At 54.0% G+C, this 17,484-nt stretch carries 14 protein-coding genes and 1 tRNA gene; 6 read left to right on the plus strand and 9 right to left on the minus strand.

From position 1 onward, the window contains the following. Positions 1–141 precede the first annotated feature (141 nt). Positions 142–1,584, plus strand: coding sequence for an MDR family MFS transporter (locus tag N4599_RS05035; RefSeq protein WP_260902486.1), 1,443 nt, complete (start codon positions 142–144; stop codon positions 1,582–1,584). Next, positions 1,581–2,309 (plus strand): DUF4811 domain-containing protein, encoded by a 729-nt coding sequence (locus N4599_RS05040; RefSeq protein WP_260902378.1) that lies wholly within the window; start codon positions 1,581–1,583, stop codon positions 2,307–2,309. Before N4599_RS05035 ends, N4599_RS05040 begins: the two co-directional genes overlap by 4 nt. A 68-nt stretch (positions 2,310–2,377) precedes the next feature. Here N4599_RS05040 and N4599_RS05045 read toward each other — a convergent pair whose 3' ends face one another. Together N4599_RS05045 and N4599_RS05050 are read right to left on the minus strand one after the other, a co-directional pair. Beyond that, a complete protein-coding gene (locus N4599_RS05045) occupies positions 2,378–3,247 on the minus strand; it encodes an RluA family pseudouridine synthase (RefSeq protein ID WP_260902381.1) in 870 nt (289 codons plus the stop codon). 64 nt (positions 3,248–3,311) lie between these two features. Beyond that, positions 3,312–3,386, minus strand: a tRNA-Asp gene (locus tag N4599_RS05050). Between the two features lie 134 nt (positions 3,387–3,520). Between N4599_RS05050 and mprF the strand changes: the two genes are divergently transcribed. Then, positions 3,521–6,103: a bifunctional lysylphosphatidylglycerol flippase/synthetase MprF gene (mprF, locus tag N4599_RS05055; RefSeq protein ID WP_062812844.1), complete on the plus strand. Its 2,583-nt coding sequence runs from the start codon at positions 3,521–3,523 to the stop codon at positions 6,101–6,103. Positions 6,104–6,310: 207 nt separating this feature from the next. Here the strand turns inward: mprF and N4599_RS05060 are convergent, their stop codons facing one another. From N4599_RS05060 to N4599_RS05070, 3 genes are all read right to left on the minus strand, one after another. Beyond that, positions 6,311–7,288, minus strand: a complete 978-nt coding sequence (locus N4599_RS05060; protein ID WP_062812843.1) for a linear amide C-N hydrolase — start codon at positions 7,286–7,288, stop codon at positions 6,311–6,313. Between the two features lie 139 nt (positions 7,289–7,427). Further along, positions 7,428–8,000 carry a DJ-1 family glyoxalase III gene (locus tag N4599_RS05065; RefSeq protein WP_062812842.1) on the minus strand — a complete coding sequence of 191 codons (573 nt, stop codon included), beginning with the start codon at positions 7,998–8,000 and terminating at the stop codon, positions 7,428–7,430. Between the two features lie 18 nt (positions 8,001–8,018). Beyond that, on the minus strand, positions 8,019–9,005 hold the full coding sequence (locus N4599_RS05070) for an alpha/beta hydrolase fold domain-containing protein (RefSeq protein WP_191363939.1): 987 nt from the start codon (positions 9,003–9,005) through the stop codon (positions 8,019–8,021). Positions 9,006–9,110: 105 nt separating this feature from the next. On the opposite strand from N4599_RS05070, the gene N4599_RS05075 reads away from it, so the two are divergent. Continuing rightward, positions 9,111–10,439, plus strand: coding sequence for a replication-associated recombination protein A (locus N4599_RS05075; RefSeq protein ID WP_260902386.1), 1,329 nt, complete (start codon positions 9,111–9,113; stop codon positions 10,437–10,439). A gap of 215 nt (positions 10,440–10,654) precedes the next feature. Here N4599_RS05075 and N4599_RS05080 read toward each other — a convergent pair whose 3' ends face one another. The 4 genes from N4599_RS05080 to N4599_RS05095 form a co-directional block, all read right to left on the minus strand. Continuing rightward, entirely contained in the window at positions 10,655–12,073 is a 1,419-nt protein-coding gene (locus N4599_RS05080; protein ID WP_419719952.1) for an MFS transporter, read from the minus strand. A 128-nt stretch (positions 12,074–12,201) separates the two neighbouring features. Then, entirely contained in the window at positions 12,202–12,861 is a 660-nt protein-coding gene (locus N4599_RS05085) for a uracil-DNA glycosylase (protein ID WP_191363937.1), read from the minus strand. Between the two features lie 24 nt (positions 12,862–12,885). Then, the gene (locus tag N4599_RS05090; RefSeq protein WP_003713691.1) at positions 12,886–14,253 is read right to left on the minus strand and encodes a threonine/serine exporter family protein; all 1,368 of its coding nucleotides are present in this window, start codon (positions 14,251–14,253) and stop codon (positions 12,886–12,888) included. A gap of 84 nt (positions 14,254–14,337) precedes the next feature. Further along, on the minus strand, positions 14,338–15,216 hold the full coding sequence (locus tag N4599_RS05095; protein WP_056984488.1) for a LysR family transcriptional regulator: 879 nt from the start codon (positions 15,214–15,216) through the stop codon (positions 14,338–14,340). Positions 15,217–15,339: 123 nt separating this feature from the next. Here N4599_RS05095 and N4599_RS05100 point away from each other — a divergent pair, with 123 nt between their 5' ends. Together N4599_RS05100 and ttdA are read left to right on the plus strand one after the other, a co-directional pair. Next, entirely contained in the window at positions 15,340–16,338 is a 999-nt protein-coding gene (locus N4599_RS05100; RefSeq protein ID WP_260902390.1) for a helix-turn-helix transcriptional regulator, read from the plus strand. A 225-nt stretch (positions 16,339–16,563) separates the two neighbouring features. Further along, a complete protein-coding gene (ttdA, locus tag N4599_RS05105; protein ID WP_194176049.1) occupies positions 16,564–17,484 on the plus strand; it encodes a L(+)-tartrate dehydratase subunit alpha in 921 nt (306 codons plus the stop codon).

Genomic DNA, 17,484 nt, shown 5'->3' on the forward strand with positions numbered 1-17,484 from the left:
TCTTGTCAAATTATTTGACAAAGATACTAAATAGTCTTATTATTCATACTCGTTAACTTTCCTGGAAAAGAGGTTTTATCCGTGAATGACGCTGAACAAGCTACCCTTGACATCAACGGCCGTCCCTATAACCGGCAGCTGATGGTCATCGTCCTCCTCATCGGTGCTTTCTGTACAATTCTTAACCAGACCATTCTCTCAACTGCCTTTCCGGCACTGATGGATGCTTTTGACATCAGTACGTCGACCGTTCAATGGCTGACGACTGGCTTTTTGATGGTCAACGGAATCATGATTCCCATCTCCGCCTTTCTAAGCAGCCGTTTCAACACCAAGGGACTCTTTGTGATTGCAATGGTTATCTTTGAAGTCGGAACGGTGATGGCCTGGTTGGCACCATCCTTCCCCGTCTTGCTGGCAGCCCGCTTGGTCCAGGCCGTCGGGGTCGGGATCAACATGCCGCTGATGCAAAACATCATGCTGACCATTTACCCACCGGAGAAGCGGGGGGCCGCAATGGGAATCAACGGGCTGGTCATCGGTCTGGCCCCCGCGATCGGGCCTACTCTCTCTGGATGGGTCATTGATAACTTCAGCTGGCGCTGGCTCTTCGGGATGATTGTTCCAATTGCCGGAGTCGTTATCGTTGCCAGCTTCTTTTTGGTAAAGAACGTCATTCCGAACAATAAGCCGCACCTGGACTGGCTGTCAGTGATTCTATCCACCGCCAGCTTCGGCAGTATGCTCTACGGCTTTTCTAGTGTCGGTGATAAGGGCTGGACAGACCCGGTCGTCCTCGCTTCCATTATCATCGGGGCTATCTTAGTCATCTTCCTGGTATTGCGGCAGAATAAGCTCGACGAACCCTTCCTGGAATTCAAGGTTTTCGCCAGTGGTGAATTTACCCTCGCCACCATTTTAAGTTCCATCGTCATGATGGCCATGGTGGGGGTCGAACTTGTTATCCCACTCTACCTGCAGATTATTCACGGTATGTCAGCCTTCCATTCTGGGTTAACCCTCCTGTTTGGGGCCCTGCTGATGGGGATTATGAGCCCGATTACCGGGAACCTCTTTGACCGCCACGGGGCCAAGCGGTTGGCAGTTACCGGGATGTTCATCCTAACCGTTGGGACCCTGCCGTTCGCATTTATTACCCGGGAAACACCGACTATCTATATCATCTTCCTATACGCCGTCCGGATGTTTGGGATTTCAATGGTCATGATGCCGGTTACTACCGCCGGGATGAACTCCCTGCCGTTTAACCTGATTTCCCACGGGACCGCCGTCAACAACACGATCCGCCAAGTTGCCACTTCAGTCGGCACAGCGATTATGATTTCCGTTTTGACCAACGTTACCAACAACAGTAAGCCGGCGCACACCCTGCTCGAACAATCACCACTGCAATACAAGTCACAGATGTTTGACGCGACCCTGCAGGGCTACCACGCCGCTTTCTGGTTTGCAATCGGGTTTGCACTAGTCGGTCTTGCCCTGACCTTCCTGGTAACGAGCGGTAACGGAATTCACCTTGAGCTGGACTCTAAAGACATTAAGGAAGGGGCTGATAAGCAATGATCATTATCATCATGTTTAGCGCAGCAATCGCAATGTTTGCCAGCATCATGTTCATCGAACGCCGGGTCCCCCAGCTAATCTTAGCCACGCTCTGTGGACTGCTCTTTGTCGGCTCAACCCTCGTAATGACCCTCAATTACAGCCACCACTTTGGAATGCATCAGGTGACGACCACGACCCGCAAGCCGATTTACTCGGCTTCTAACTCTACTATGCCGTTAGCCCTCTACCAGCCAGTTGGTAGCAGTGGTCGCGACGACGTGTATATTTACAACGTTCAGGAACGGCAAAAGACAGCTAACCACACCCAGGCCAACGAGTTCACGACAAGTAAAATCAAGCGGACAGACCGGGCAACCCCCGAGCTGGTAACCACGGAAACCCGCTGGCGCTATAACAATAAATTCTTCGCCGCTCTCTACATGTGGTCCGGGATGGACGGGACCCTGGTCAAACGGACGAATACCTTGGAATACCCCCGCCCCTACGTTAAGCTGACAGTTAAACAGGCGAACCGACTGAAGAAGCTCGCCCAGTCACCAGCCGCCAAGCAGGCTCAGGCAAGGGCGCAACAGCAGGGCAAGGCCGCGGTTGCCGGTGCCGTCCAAGCGGCGTTAGCAAAGAACCCACACATGACTGCCCAGCAGATTCAACAGGTTTCACAACAAGCCGAACAGCGGCTGCAGGGCCAGATGGTCAAAGAGATGCTGAAAAGCACTAAGTAAACCTAGCAACAGTAAAACCACCCTATGATTGCTCAAATTTATTCTGAGTAATCATAGGGTGGTTGCTTTTAAAATCCATTGAATTCTTCTGGCAGCGATGACGTAAAGGTTAGCTGCTTTTGACTAAAGGGATCCAGGAAGGAAATCTTGCTGGCGTGTAGGAGTTGGTGATCAGCCCTGGTCATGTCGCCACCGTATAAGTGGTCACCAATCAATGGGTGGCCTGCCGAAGCCAGGTGGACGCGAATCTGGTGGGTCCGGCCGGTGTGCAGTTGCAGGCGGAGGCGGGCCCAGTCAACGCCTTGGTCCTCAACCCAGTATTCGGTGACGGCCCGCTGTCCATCCGGCGCAATCACCCGGGCGACTTGGCCCCCCCGCCGGGCAATCGGCTGATCGATAACTCCATGGTTATCCGCGAACCGCCCACTGACCACCGCTGTGTATTCCTTGAGCATCTGGTGCTGTTGGACCTGCTGGCTGATCATACTCGACGCCACGTGGTGCTTGGCGACCAGGAGCAGGCCGCTGGTGAACCGGTCCAAACGGGTAATCAGGTGGGGCCGCAAATCCTCGCTCCCCTGCTCCTCCAAATAACCCTTGACCCGGTTTAAAATCGTCCCGTTGCTGGTGGTTGGCCCTGGAATTGAGGACACCCCCGCCGGCTTATCGACCACCAGCCAGTTATCATCCTCATAAGCTAGCTTCAGCGGCTCATGACTCACCGCTACCGTGGGATCAGCCGGTTCGGGGGCCACCTGGATGGTTAGGGGCTGGTTCGGCAAGATCTGGGTTGTCGGCCGCACCACCCGGTGGTCAACCAGGAATTGCCCCTGCCCCTTCTTAATTTCATTGAAAAGCCGGTGTCCCATTCCCAACGACTGCAAAAACTTCTTGATCTTGACTGGTTCCTGACCGGTATACTGCCACGTTGCTTCCATTATTTCCCTCCTGATAATTAAAAAAAGAGGCAGGGCAATCACCCAACCTCTCACATATCATATACGGTCCGTACGAGACTCGAACTCGTGATCTCATCCGTGACAGGGATGCGTCCTAAACCAACTAGACCAACGGACCATTTGACAACAAATAAAAGTATACGAAATTTTCTTGCACCCGTCAACTAAAAATCAGTAAATTCCCCATAATTAATTTCAGAATAGCTTATAATGATAATACTGTACTAAAACATTAAGGGGGAGTAATTAACTATGCAAACACTTGGTAAGCACCTGGTTACCTGGTGGGAAAAATATTCTCGAATAATCAAACTCCTATTCATCACTTCAGTCCTCATCTTTGTCATCCACGCCCTTGGCAACTTCTTTAAGACCGTTAAGTGGCAGCAAGTCGGCACGGGCCTGGCGAACCTCTCCTGGGCGAACATTGTCCTCCTCTTCGTCGCCGGCTGTGTCGCCGTGGTTCCAATGCTCGGGTATGACTTTGCAATCCTTCACTTTCTGCCAGGCAAGTTTAACAAGTCCTACGTTATCCGCTGCGGCTGGATTACCAACACCCTAACTAACATCGCCGGTTTCGGGGGAATCCTCGGGGCCACGCTGCGGGCCTACTTTTACCGCAAAAACGCTAGTAAAAAGGAAATCCTGCTGGCAATCTCTAAAATTGCGGTCTTCCTCCTCTCCGGCCTGTCAATTCTCTGCTGGATTGCCTTAATCATCATGTTTGGCTTTCATGACGGCGGGCACTTCAACCAGTACTCAATCTGGCTCATCGGTGGCGGCCTCTACTTCCCAGTCGTCTTCTATTTTACGGTCGTCAATAACAATAAACTCTTCAAGGAAGTTACCCCCAAGCTAGAAGCATTCATCGTCGGCAGCTCGACCCTGGAATGGCTCTTTGTGGCCCTCTTCTTCCTCCTGGTCGGCTGGTGCCTCGGGGTCCGGGAAAACCTCATTAACGTCCTGCCCCTTTACGCGGTCGCCCAGGTGCTGGGGGTCTTGTCAATGATTCCTGGTGCCCTGGGATCCTTTGATGTCATGATGATTTTTGAGCTCTCCTTATTAGGGGTACCGCGGACCACCATTGTCATCTGGCTCCTGCTTTTCCGGATTTTCTACTACATCGTTCCGTTGTTACTGGCCGGCCTGATGTTCGTCCATAACCTAGCCCGCCAGGTCAACGATTTCTTTGACGGGCTGCCGCTAATGCTGCTGCGCAAGGCGGCCTATTACCTAATTACCGCCTTCATGTACCTGTCCGGAATCCTGATGCTTTTGACCGCTTCCATTCCCGACCTCACCGCGGAAAATAAAATTGTCCAAAAGCTGTACCCCTACACTTTCTTCTTTATCCACCAGCTGACTACGGTTCTTTTTGCCATCGCCATGCTGGCCTGCGCACGGGGATTACAATCCAAGGTGCGGCGGGCCTACCTGCCGACTTTGCTGCTCCTCCTGATTGGGATTGCTAATACCATTTGGAACCTCGGAACCCTCCGGCTGACCATCTACCTGGCAATCGTCTTCCTGCTAGTCCTGATGTCCCGTCACGTTTTGTACCGGAAGAAATTACAGTACTCCATCGGTAAGTTTGCCATTGACGGCCTGATTTTCGCCGGCAGTTTCATCCTGTACGTCCTCGTCGGCGTGATCAACGCTCCCCAGTACATGAGCAAGCACCACATTCCGAGCTTCCTCTTCTTCCCCGGTGAAAAGGTCTGGTTATCCGGACTATTGGGGCTCGGTTTAGGACTGCTCCTGATGTTCATCATTATCCGCTACTTTATTGCTGGCTTTGACCCCTTCAACCACGTGCGGAGTTTCAACGCCGACCGGGTCCGGACCGTCATCGACCAGTTTGGCGGGAGTGAAACCAGTCACCTGGCCTTCTTACGTGATAAAAACATCTACTTCTACCAGCAGGACGGCCAAGACCAGCTGTTCATCATGTACCGGCGAAAATACGACCGGCTAGTGGTCATGGGCGACCCGGTTGGTAACCAGGCTGTCCTCCGCGACGCCATCCGGAAATTTGTCCGCACTGCCGATGAGTATGATTATGAGATTGTCTTTTACGAAGTTTCAAGTGACCTTACCCTGCTGCTGCACGAATTTGGCTTTGACTTTATCAAGATTGGGGAAAGCGGTCTGGTTACCTTGGCTGACTTCACCCTGGCTGGTAAGAAGCAGCGCTCGCAGCGGGCTCTGATGCACAAGTTTGACCGGGAAGGCTACCAGTTTAGCGTCGTCCAGCCGCCGTTTGATGACCAGCTAATGCAAGAGCTCAAACGGGTTTCCGACAGCTGGCTGGGCGAGCAGGTCGAAAAGGGCTTCTCGCTGGGCTTCTTTGACCCTTACTACATCAGCCAGGCCCCCGTCGGCTTGGTCCGGGATAAGGACGGTAAGCTGGTTGCCTTTGCCACCTTCATGCCAACGGGTGGCAAGGAGGTCCTGACCATCGACCTGATGCGGCACAGCAAGGACGCCCCGTCAGGAATCATGGACAAGATCTTCATCAGTATGTACCAGTACGGTCAAGAAAATGGCTATACCTACTTTGACCTCGGGATGGCGCCCCTTTCCAACGTTGGTGAATACCAATTCAGCTTCATTGAAGAAAAGGTCGCCCACTTCATCTACGAGTATGGCTACCACCTCTACGGCTTCCAAGGTTTGCGCCGCTACAAGGATAAGTACGCATCCATCTGGTCGCCCCGCTACATTGCCTACCGCAAGAAGAATTCACTGGTAGCAAATATGCTGATTGTCGTTAGCGTCGTCAACCAACGGATCGACCAGCAGAAGCGCCACCTCTGGATGTGGTGGTTGAAGTAGACACTGGAGAGTGGGACAGAACTAGCTTGTCTAGTTCGTCATCCCACCTCCGCAAGGATGGCTACGACGCGCAGCTAGCCTATTTGGGGTTGGTCAAATGCTGATTTATCAGCGTTTGAACTGCCAGCCAGCTACTGCGCTGAGGCATTACTAACTTTAAAATATTGAAGAGGCTGAGTTAATTCCCAGCCCCTATTTACATCCTCGTTATTTAATTTCCCGCACCGTCAAGCGGTCGGGCAGGTGGTAGACCTTGGGCCGGGTCCACGCCAGCATCTCGTCCGTTAACTGCAACTTGGTAGTATCACCCCGGTGGTAGGACTGGAAGTAATACTCCCGGCTTTCCGCCACCGTCACGGACCGGTACACCGAATAAGTCGGCTGGTGACGGCGGTTTTGGGGAACGGTGACGCTGTCTAACAGGTGAAACTCACTGGTCACTCCCGCCAGCTTGTCAGTCGGCACGTCTGCCCGTTCACGGAGGTAAGCAGCCCGGATAAAACGGGCACTTGGTGAATAATAGCCAGGCGGATTGGCCTTGCCGGAGAGCCGGCCGGTTGTCACCCGGGTCGTATTCAACGGCACTTTCCCTGCCCGGAAGGCTGGCGTAAAATCAACGTACTTCTCCATCTGACGGAGCTGGCGCTCATAGTCAGGACTATTAGTCACCACGCCGAGGGGATTTTCAATCACCCGCATCGGTTGCCGGGTTGGTTCCACCACCACTACTCGGCCAGTCGGGTCAGCGAGGGCGAAGTGCATCTCAGACTTGCCAAACTTTATATCGTTGTGCACGTCACTCATTAACTCAATCTCCGCCAGGTGGTCGACCAAGTCCGCCACCGACTTGAAATTGCCCAGCAGGTAGAGGACAAATTCATAGGCCGCCAGCTGGACCTTAGCGGGATTCGGCTCGTCAACCAGGCGGGCCCCGTTATCGAAAGTCAGTTTCTGAGCCATCAAACCATACTCATTGACGCCATCAGAAAGGTCAGCCCGACTTGCGGACAGACTCCCGCCACCGACCAGGGCATACTTATTTTCATAAACCCGATGGTGGTAAACCGACGCCCATTTAAAGTGCTGGGGTAAGAATAGCGGTGAGACGGCTAGCACCGGCCAGTCCATCGTCCGAGCCAGTAAGTGGGTTCGGTCCAAAGTAACCTGGTAAATACTCGTACACATTGCGTTCCCTCCTTTCACTTAATTATTATAAGGAGTTTTGGGGAGGTGCCAATTAATATGTCCCGGGAAATAATTAAGGGTCCCGTGGGAAATTGGAGGCAAACCACCTCAGTTCTCGCAGGACCCTTTAGTCTCACTTTTATTTTTGCTCCATCAAATAATCATACAGCATCTCGTGCTTGATCTGCTTAGTATCCAGGCCGAGCACTTCGGCAATCCGGAAGGCGAACGCCATGGCCGTTGCTGGCCCCCGGCTGGTAACAACCTTGCCGCCTTCGTCAACGACCGTAATGTCTTCCTTGAAGTGGGCATCGGTTGCCAGCTGAGCAATTTTCTTCTCAAAGCCTGGGAAGCAGGTGTAGTCGCAGTGATCCAGCAGGCCATACGTAGCCAGGGCGGTCGGGGCCGCGCACATTGCCGCGTTCCACTTGCCCGCTACGTTCCGCTGCCGCATCAAGTCTGCCAGCTGCTTATTGGCGCTCAACTTTTGGGCACCACCGCGGCCACCCGGAAAGGCGACCAGGTCGTAGTCCAGCAAGTGGTCATCCAGGACCGTATCACAGGTCAATTCAATCTGGTGGGCACCCGGGACTACTTGGCCCTCTAAGCCAACCATTGTGACTTCGACCCCCATTCGCCGCAGAACATCCACAATCGTTAGTCCCTCGACTTCTTCACAACCAGGTGCAAACACAACTGCTACTTTTGTCAAGATAATCACCTCATCAAGCTACTTGTTCACTACTTTAACAACCATTTCCATTACCGCGTCCGCTTCTGGAATCTGATAGAGCGGGTAAATGTGAAACAGGCGCCGGCCGACATGGTAGTCCACCGGTATCTGAGCATCCCGTAGCTTTTGAACGAGCGCGTTAACATCAGGGTACATTATTTCCCGGGTTCCTGCAACTAAATGGATGTCACGGACCTGGTCCAGGTTGCCATAAAGCGGGCTTAGGCGGTAGTCACGGTGATTGACATCCCCAGCCCATAACTGGCCGATTTGCCGAAGACCCCAGCTGGCCAGGGTGACATCGGCTTCTTCATACTTTGCTACCAACGGGTTTTGCAGGTCCAGGTCCAGCCACGGGGAAAAGAGAATTAAGTGCCCCGGCTGCGGCAGCCCCCGTTGGCCAAGGTATTCACTAAAGCCCAGTGCCAGCCCCCCGCCAGCCGAATCGCCCATCAGGGTAATATCACTTGCAGGCAGGTTCTCATACAGGCTGATATACAGCTCAGCCAGCTGCTGGTAGGCCGCCCGAAAGTTGTTATTAGGCGCCAGGGGGTAGAGTGGCACAATCACGCGGGCCCGAGTGCGCTGGGCCAGCCGGTTCAAGTACTCCCAATGGGTCTTGTCGGGCTGTTGGAGGTAGGCCCCACCTGCTAAATAAACGATTGTCCGCTGTCCGGCCCCCTGCTCATTCAAGGTATAGATTGGCATCCCATCCTGTAAGGCCTGATGGAGCCGTACCGTAAACTGCACGTCCGGCATCACGTAAGCCTGGCTGTTAGCCTGCCGGGACGCAGCAACCAGCTGAGCAAAAGCCTGGGGGTCCGCTAAGGCGTGTTTGAAGCCGCTCAGTTGGATTCCCATTTCCACAAAGGTCGACTTGTTAGAACGGTTGTGACCACAGCGACGCAGCTCCTTCATGCTTGATTCAAAGTTGTCGGCAACCCGGCCGGCAATTCCCGACCGCCATAATTTCAATCGTTCCATCACCCTGTCGCTCCTTTTTCCTGTTCTTTACTTACAATCGTAACACGCTTACTTATTCAATTTTGTTAAGATTTAATTTAGAATAGGGGCAAAGGAAGTGCTAGTATGCATCAAGAATCATTATTTGCCCAGAGTAATTCAGGAGCGACGCCACTCGCTAACCGGGTCCGCCCCAGCACCCTCGCTGAATTTGTCGGCCAGCAGCACCTGATTGGTCCCCACCGGGTTCTCCGGGAGCTAATCGAAAACGACCAGCTCTCCTCGTTAATCTTCTGGGGACCACCCGGTGTCGGCAAAACCACCCTGGCAGAAATCATCGCCCAGCAGACCAAGGCCCACTTCGTCACCTTCTCCGCGGTTACGAGCAGCATTAAAGATATTCGTAAGCTCATGCAGGAAGCCGAGCAGAACCGGGAATATGGTGAGCGCACCATCTGCTTCATTGACGAAATCCACCGTTTCAACAAGGCCCAGCAGGATGCTTTTTTACCCTTCGTCGAGCGGGGCAGTATCATCCTGATCGGCGCCACGACCGAAAACCCGTCCTTTGAGATCAACTCCGCCCTGCTCAGCCGGTGTAAGGTCTTCGTCCTCAAATCCCTGACTACCGCCGACCTAGAGGAGGTCATCAAACGGGCCTTGGCTCACCCCGCGGCCTTTCCCAAGCTGGAAGTGGACTGTCAGCCCGACGCCATCCACCTGATTGCCCAGTTCGCCAACGGGGACGCCCGGGTTGCCCTGAACACCCTCGAGATGGCAGTCCTCAATGGCAAACGCGAGGGCAAAAAGGTCACCATCACCGAACAAGACCTCAGTCAGCTCATCAACACCAAGTCCCTGCGCTACGACAAGCACGACGAGGAACACTATAACATCATCTCTGCCCTCCACAAGTCGATGCGCAACAGTGACGTCGATGCGGCGGTCTACTGGTGTTCCCGAATGCTGGACGGCGGCGAAGACCCGCTCTACATTGCCCGGCGGCTAGTTCGCTTTGCCAGTGAGGACATCGGTCTGGCCGATACCAACGCCCTGAACGTCGCTATCAACGCTTTTCAGGCCTGCCAATTTCTGGGGATGCCCGAATGTGACGTCCACCTGACGGAGTGCGTGATTTACCTTGCCTGTGCGCCCAAGTCAAACGCCGTTTACGTCGCCCGTCAGCGGGCCAAACGGATCATCAAGAAAACGGGCAACCTTCCCGTTCCCCTGCAAATCCGTAATGCTCCCACCAAGCTGATGGCTGACCTGGGTTACGGCAAGGGCTACCAATATGCCCATGACAGCAAGGATAAGCTGACCACCATGACAACGATTCCCCCGGAAATTAAAAATGAGCGTTTCTACCAGCCAACCGCTTCTGGGCGGGAAGCCCGCTTCCAGGCCCGCCTGGCCCAGATCAAGCAGTGGCACGACCAGCATCCAGATAAATAAAGAAAGTGAGAAAAAACGCCTAAAATCGGCTATCGCTGATTTTAGGCGTTTGTCTTTCGCCGCGCAGCTAGCCTCTGGGAACCTCCGCAAGGATGGCTAAGTAGGTCAAATGCTGATTTATCAGCGTTTGACCTACCAGCCAGCTACTGCGCTGAGGCATTACTAACTTTAAAACATTAAAGAGGTTGAGTTAATTCCCAGCCCCGTCTTATTTACTATTTAGCTTTTTTCGGATGACTCCGCAACGCTAATGGTACAACGATAAGTAACGATAGCACTATCAGGACCACCGCCGCGATGACGATGTTCCGGTAACCGCTGTACAGGATCTGCCGCATCGTTGGCACCAGAGCGTGGGGCAGCTGGTTAGCCGTCTCCGCGTTGGAGAGCTTGTTTAGCATCCGCATCGTAATGTCACCGTGGTACTGCTGGACGCCCCGGAAGAGCTCCTGGTTTAAAATCACCCCGTAGACCGCTGCCATTAGGGTCTGGCTTAGGATTCGCAAGAGGTAGCCCAGCGAGGTTGCAATCGGGACATCGCGGAGTTCCGCGTCGGTCTGGACGCTGATTTGCAAAATGTTGAAGACCAGTCCGACGCCGAAGCCTTCAAAGGCCCCCATCAGCAAAAGGAGCCAGAACGGCGCCCGCTGGCCACCCAACAGGATGCCGACAAAGGCGATGAAGATTGTTGACGCCCCGCAGGTGACCAGCCAGTACTTGCCCCAGCGGTCCTGGAGCAAAGGAACCAGCTCAGAGCCAATGAAGTTGGTCACGGCCCCGGGAATCTGGGTCATCCCCCCGAGGAGAGCGCTCAGGCCTAGTAGTCCCTGCGCCCACATCGGAATGTAGGTCACGAAGGCGATAAAGGACCCCCAGATAATCACGAAGAGCAGGAAGTCGATTACCAGTTCACGATTTTTAAACAGGCGGCTCGGCACGATCGGGTCGGCAGCCTGACTATCGACCCGCACCATCCAAACCAGGAGGAGCAGGCCAATGACAAGGAGCAGGGTGACCAGCCAGCCGCTTGCACTGCCAATCAGCTGGACGGCCACTAGAATTGTCACCAGGCTCACCACCAGCAGACAGGCACCGAGGTAGTCAACCGGCTTCCCCGCCGCCTGCCGCTTGGGACTCTGGTAGAAAATCGCCACTAGGGTAATCGCTAGCAAAGCAATCGGGACGTTGACGTAGAAAACCCAGTGCCAGCTCAGGGTATCCACAATCCAGCCACCAAGCAGGGGACCAATAATCGAGGCCGTTCCGAAACAGGCGCTGGAAATTCCGAGTACCGCGGCCCGTTTCCGCAGGTTCTGGTAAATCTCCGCATAGACAATAAAGGGGATGGTGTTCATCCCCCCGGCCCCAATCCCCATCACGGTCCGGGCGATGATGAACCAGGTAATGTTCGGTGCCAGCCCCTGAAAGATGGCCCCGATGACAAACAGGACGGTAGCGGTGATGTAAGCCCGCTTATTACCCTGGTGCTCCCCCATCTTACTCCACAGCGGGGTTGCTACCGCCATTCCTAGCAGGAAGGTGGCAACGATCCAGCCCATGTACTGTAAACCGTGCAGGTCACTGGTGATGGCCGGCAGAGCCGTATTGACAATCGTCGCGTCCATCCCCGCCATGATGTTTGAAAGGAGGAGCGCCCCCGTAACTAATAATCTTCGTCGGTGATTTTCCAAACTGTTACCTCCTTAAATTCTTACTCTCTACAAAAAAGAAGGGTTCCTAACACAAGGCCCCTTCTGCTTAATTATTCTTTCTTCACCTCGGCAGTCACCACTTGGCCCAGTTTCTGCCAGTCTGCCTGCACGGTTGGCAGGAGCCGTCGGGCATACAGAATTGCGGCCGGGTGGTACATCGGCACTAGGGTGTAATCGTCAGTCGACCACTGGTAGCCCTTGCCGTCCGAAGCCGCCTGCTGAATCGGCCGCATCAGCTTTTGCCCGTGCAATCCACCGATGTTGGCGGTCGGTCCCAGCAAGCGTTGCAGGGCCGTATTACCAAGCGGCACGATAATCCGCGGCGCAACCGTTGCCAGCTCCCAGTCAAACAGCGGTGCAAATGCCAGCACCTCTTTTTTCGTCGGTGTCCGGTTCGGCCGCTTCTCAACCAGCTCGCCGGTTTTCTTGTCCCGCACCTGTTTAATGGAGTACGGTCGCTGGCGGACAACACTGGTGATGTAGGTATTCTCCCGCGAATAGCCGATCGAGTTGAGGAGCTTCATCAGTTTCTGCCCCGAGGCACCAGAGAACGGAATATTAACCTGTTCCTCATGCCGGCCCGGCGCTTCACCGACCAGCATTATGTCTGGGTGCAGCGGTCCCTGCCCAGGGGTAAAACCCGCCAGATGACGGCCAGCAGTCCGTTCCCGAACCTGTTTCAGTAGCTCTTGGGGGTATTTAATTATCACTCTAGCTCACCTTGTTTCACCATTCTAGCCATTATGCCGCCATTTCGTATCCGTGATAATTCGGGCGGTGATTAGCCCCAGCGGAAGGAAAATCACGATCAGCAGTGCCTTAGTCAGCCAGAGGGCCCCCACGCTAATGGAGGTTAGGCCGATATTATACATCGCCCGGTACATGTACAGCCCCGGCACCATGATGACAATCGACGGTACGGTAATCGAAATCTGCGGGTAGCGGACCTTACGTTTAACAATCCAGGCTAACAGCCCCGCAATCATCGCCCCGACAAAGGCCGCTGGTCCCGCCGGAATCTGGGCTAGGTCGACCAGCTCTAGGCGGGTCGTGTTGGCCACCGCGCCAATCAAACCGGCTAGGGCCGCCATCTTGGGGGTACTGTTAAACATAATTGAGAAACCGAAGACCCCGCAAAAGCTGGCCGGCAAGCGCAACAGCATGTAGACCAGCGGGGTCAGCGCCAGGTGGGGAAAGTTCTCTGGCCGGAGGTTTACCGCCATCGCCACTACCCAGCCGACCAGGGTTGCCACGACAACAATCAACGCGGCGTATGCCAACCGTTCAAGGCCCGACCGCATATCGAGCTTAGACAGGTCCAGGCCGCTGGTAATGAAGGGAAAGCCGGGGATGACGAAGAGCATCGCCCCAATATAGCCGGCCTCATGGCGGGAACTAACGTGGAAACCGAATTGCAAGACTGTCAGCGCCAGCAAGTAGCTCAGGCAGGCCACCGCGACCGCGACCCCGATTCCAGCAAACATGGTGATGTGCCGGTCGCTCATCTTCCGCCGGACGTAATTTCCCAGGCCGGCCCCGATAAAGCTGCAAATCATCTCGACCGGGCCGCCACCGAGGAGAAAAACGAAGGCGCTGCAAGCCAGTGCCGCCGCTAATCCCACCTGGTAGGGAGCATATTTCCCCCGCGAATGGGTAATATTTTCCAGCCGGGCATGAATATCACCAATGGTCATCGTGTCGCCGTGTTCATCGAAGTCCTGAACAAACTGTTCCATATATGACAGCTTCGTCGTGTTAACCCCGGTCGTCGGCAACGACAGAGCCTGCGTGTAACTATGATGGGCGTCCATGCAGGTATACTCCAGGGACACCAGACCAATATCGACCGAACAGGTCATCTTTAATTTGCGGGCAATAATGTTCATTGAATCACGAACTCGCCAGGCTCCGGTCCCGTACGACAGCATCATCAAGCCAATCCGACCCACAATGGCAGCCCGTTCGACCAGGTTGGCCTCGCTTGCCGGGGTAAAATTATCGTTGGTAAAGAAATCGTGCCAAGGAATGGCCATATGGTGCTTGTTGGATAAGTGGGGTGTTGGTTGAAATTCGTCTGACAGCAACTCGTCTTCCTTGCTCATAAAAAGCGTTCCCTCCGCTAATGTAATTGTCCTCTATCATTCACAATTATCATTATACGTCCCTTGTCAACTTTGCTTAGAAAATCACTTGAGTTCTTTGAGACGGTCAACGAGGGTTTCCTCTTCTGGACTGAGGACGTACCCCTCCCGAACCGCCACGGAAATCGTAAAGCTGACTGGGATCGGGTCCTGGATGTCAAGGGCAACGATCCCTGGTTCGTTTTGAATGGCGTTTTTAACCATCAGGCTGATGCCAAAGTCTTGGCGGACCAGCTCCTTGATCCAGGAAATGTCCGGCATCCGGTAGGCAACCATCTGGGGCTTGATCCCGGCATAGGTACAGTAGGCCTGCAAGGCGGCGTAGTGGACGTACTGGTGGTCAAAGTTGACAAAGCGTTCGTCCGCCAGCTCCTTAAAGGAAACCGCCCCGCGTTTAGCCAGGGGATGGTGGTCACTAACAATAATGTTAAACGGCAGGCTCGTCACCAGGTGGGCATAAATCCCCGGTTCATCAATTAGGTTGTTAGAACCGAGTACCGCAATGTCGATTTTACCGTCTTGAAGTTGTTTAAGGAGGTCGTGGGAGCCAACCGAAACGATTTTTAACCGCTGCAGCAGGTCATCGGGCAGACTCTCCACCAGTTGGGAAATTGCCATTTTCCCGATGATTGGCGGCAGGCCAAAGCGAATCTGCCGCTTATTGGCCCGGCTAATTTCCTGGTGGGCCAGGTCAATTTTCTTGTTAATCAGCTTGGCATTTTCGAAAAGCATCATCCCGCTGCGGGTGACCATCTCGTCCCGGTGAACCCGGTCCTTTCGAATCAGCTGGGTATTGAATTCACGTTCCAGCCGTTGGATCGACTGGGTGATCGTCGGTTGGGAAACTTTAAACAGCTTGGCCACCTGGGTATAGTTTTTATATTTAACCAGTGCCACAAAGTACTGGAGATCACGGGTATTCATTGTTCTCATCCCCTTTACGCTAACAATCTTACGCCAAAAGCGCTGGAAAAGAAAAGGAAAAATCATAATTCGCCGTTAGGGGGTGGAGTGGCTTATAATTAAGGTGAAAGGAGGTCCGCGGGTATGGCCCTATCCCAACCAATTTCTGACTACTTCGACCAGCTGATCTATGCGATCGGTAACTATCACTACAACTGGCATCCCAGCTGCGAACTGTTGATGGTAATCCAGGGGCGGTTAACTATCAACGTCGAGGGTTACCAGTTCCAACTGGCGCCCCATGATTTGATCCTGGTAAACGCCAACCAGGGGCACGCTACTCTGGCGGCAGTTCCCGACACGGTGGCAATCCGCACCCACATTGACCCCCGCTTTTACCAGGAGCAGGGAGTCCAGCTAAATCAGGGCGAATTCCGCCTGAACTCCGCGCTAGTGCCCCACCATCCCCTTTATTCGCGGCTACGGCAGGCGATCGCCCGGATGGATCTGGCAGCCAACCCTTTTGAGAAAAACAGTGCCGCGTTCGCGCTCACCAGCTTATTGTATGACAACTTTTTTGTTCCAGCTGCCCACGATCGCCTACCCCACCAGCAGCGCAGCGCCCAGTTTACCCAGTTAGCGAAGGAAATCCAGCTCCACTACCAAGAACCCCTTAGCCTTGGCCAGCTCGCTGACCAAGTTGGCTACTCCAAGCCTTACTTTTCCAAGAGTTTCAAGCAACACTTCGGGATCGGCTTCTATGAATATCTGACCCGCGAACGGCTCCAGCACGCCCTCAGTGAACTAAACACTTCTTCGGCTAAGATCAGCACGATTGCCCTCGCCAACGGCTTTACCGAGATCAAGTCCTTCAACCTCGCCTTCAAAAAGCACTTTGGAATTACCCCCTCTGCCTACCAGGCCAAGTTTTCGCCCCAGCTTAAAACGGTCGACGTCCGCTTCCAGCAGGCCCTTTCCGCGGAGCAAACCGCGGCTGCTAAGCAGGAACTCCGCCAGCTTTTGGCTCCCAGCCCCAGAGAAGCAGCTGTTCCGGCCTGTGACGATTGCACCTTCAAGCAGGATGGTCTGCGCTATCACCAGCTCAAGGCCGAATTGCAAAAGCTGCTCGATGATAAAAAATGACTTACCAAGTTATTGACCCGTTCAATTAACAATTAAATCTCCCCGGCCTAGCGGTTGACCGATTCACGGTCAGGCTGCTAGGCCTTTTTTATCCTCCGGGTTCGCCAAGACGGCCCTAGTTTCCCGCCTGTCCGCATTTGTACCGCCCCAAATTCATTAACGACCGCATAGCTAGTTTGTGGCGGCTGGCACATAATGGGAGCTGAAATTAAGGAGGGAATTCTTATGCAGTATACCTATACCGAACCAATGCTAAGCAAGAAGGGCGCCCAGCTGCGCAATCTGCTGGTTAAATACCTTGACATCTTTAGCCACCGGCTCCCCGATGACGTTACCAAAAAATTAGTCGAGTATTCTAAGATTGAGGTCGATCCACTGCAAAAGATCGTTTACGACACGATGATGGAGAACCAGCGGCTAGCGGCCGAAGCGGACGTGCCGAGTTGCCAGGATACCGGGACCCTGCAATTCTTCGTCAAGGTCGGCACCAAGTTTCCACTGATTGACGAACTGAACGAAATCCTAGTTGACGCGACCTACCAGGCAACCAAAATTGCCCCACTGCGGACCAACGCCGTTCAGACCTTTGACGAATACAACACCAACATCAACATTGGGGATGGAATCCCAGGGATTTTCACCCAATTGGTTCCCCACAGTTCCGACATTGAGATTTACCCTTACATGGCCGGTGGGGGCTGTACCCTGCCCGGGGTCGCTAAGGTCTTAATGCCCGGCGAAGGCTACGAAGGGGTCACCCGCTTTGTCATGGACCGGATGACAACCTACGGGGTTAATGCCTGCCCGCCACTGCTCGTTGGGGTCGGAATCGGGACCTCCGTTGAAACCGCCGCGATGAACTCCAAGCTGGCCCTGCTCCGACGGGTTGACTCATACAGCACCAATAAGCGGGCTGCCAAGATGGAACACCTGCTGGAAGACGGGATTAATGCGATTGGCCTGGGTCCCCAGGGCTTCGGCGGCAAGAAATCCGTTATGGGCGTCAACATCATTAATACTGCCCGCCACCCATCGGTAATTGGGGTTGGGGTCAGCACCGGTTGCTGGTCTCACCGGCGGGGCTTGATCAAGCTCGACCAAGATTTAAACTACGAACTACCAATGAACAAGGGAGTTGAACTATAA

This window comes from Limosilactobacillus oris (assembly GCF_025311495.1).
Lineage (GTDB): Bacteria > Bacillota > Bacilli > Lactobacillales > Lactobacillaceae > Limosilactobacillus > Limosilactobacillus oris_A.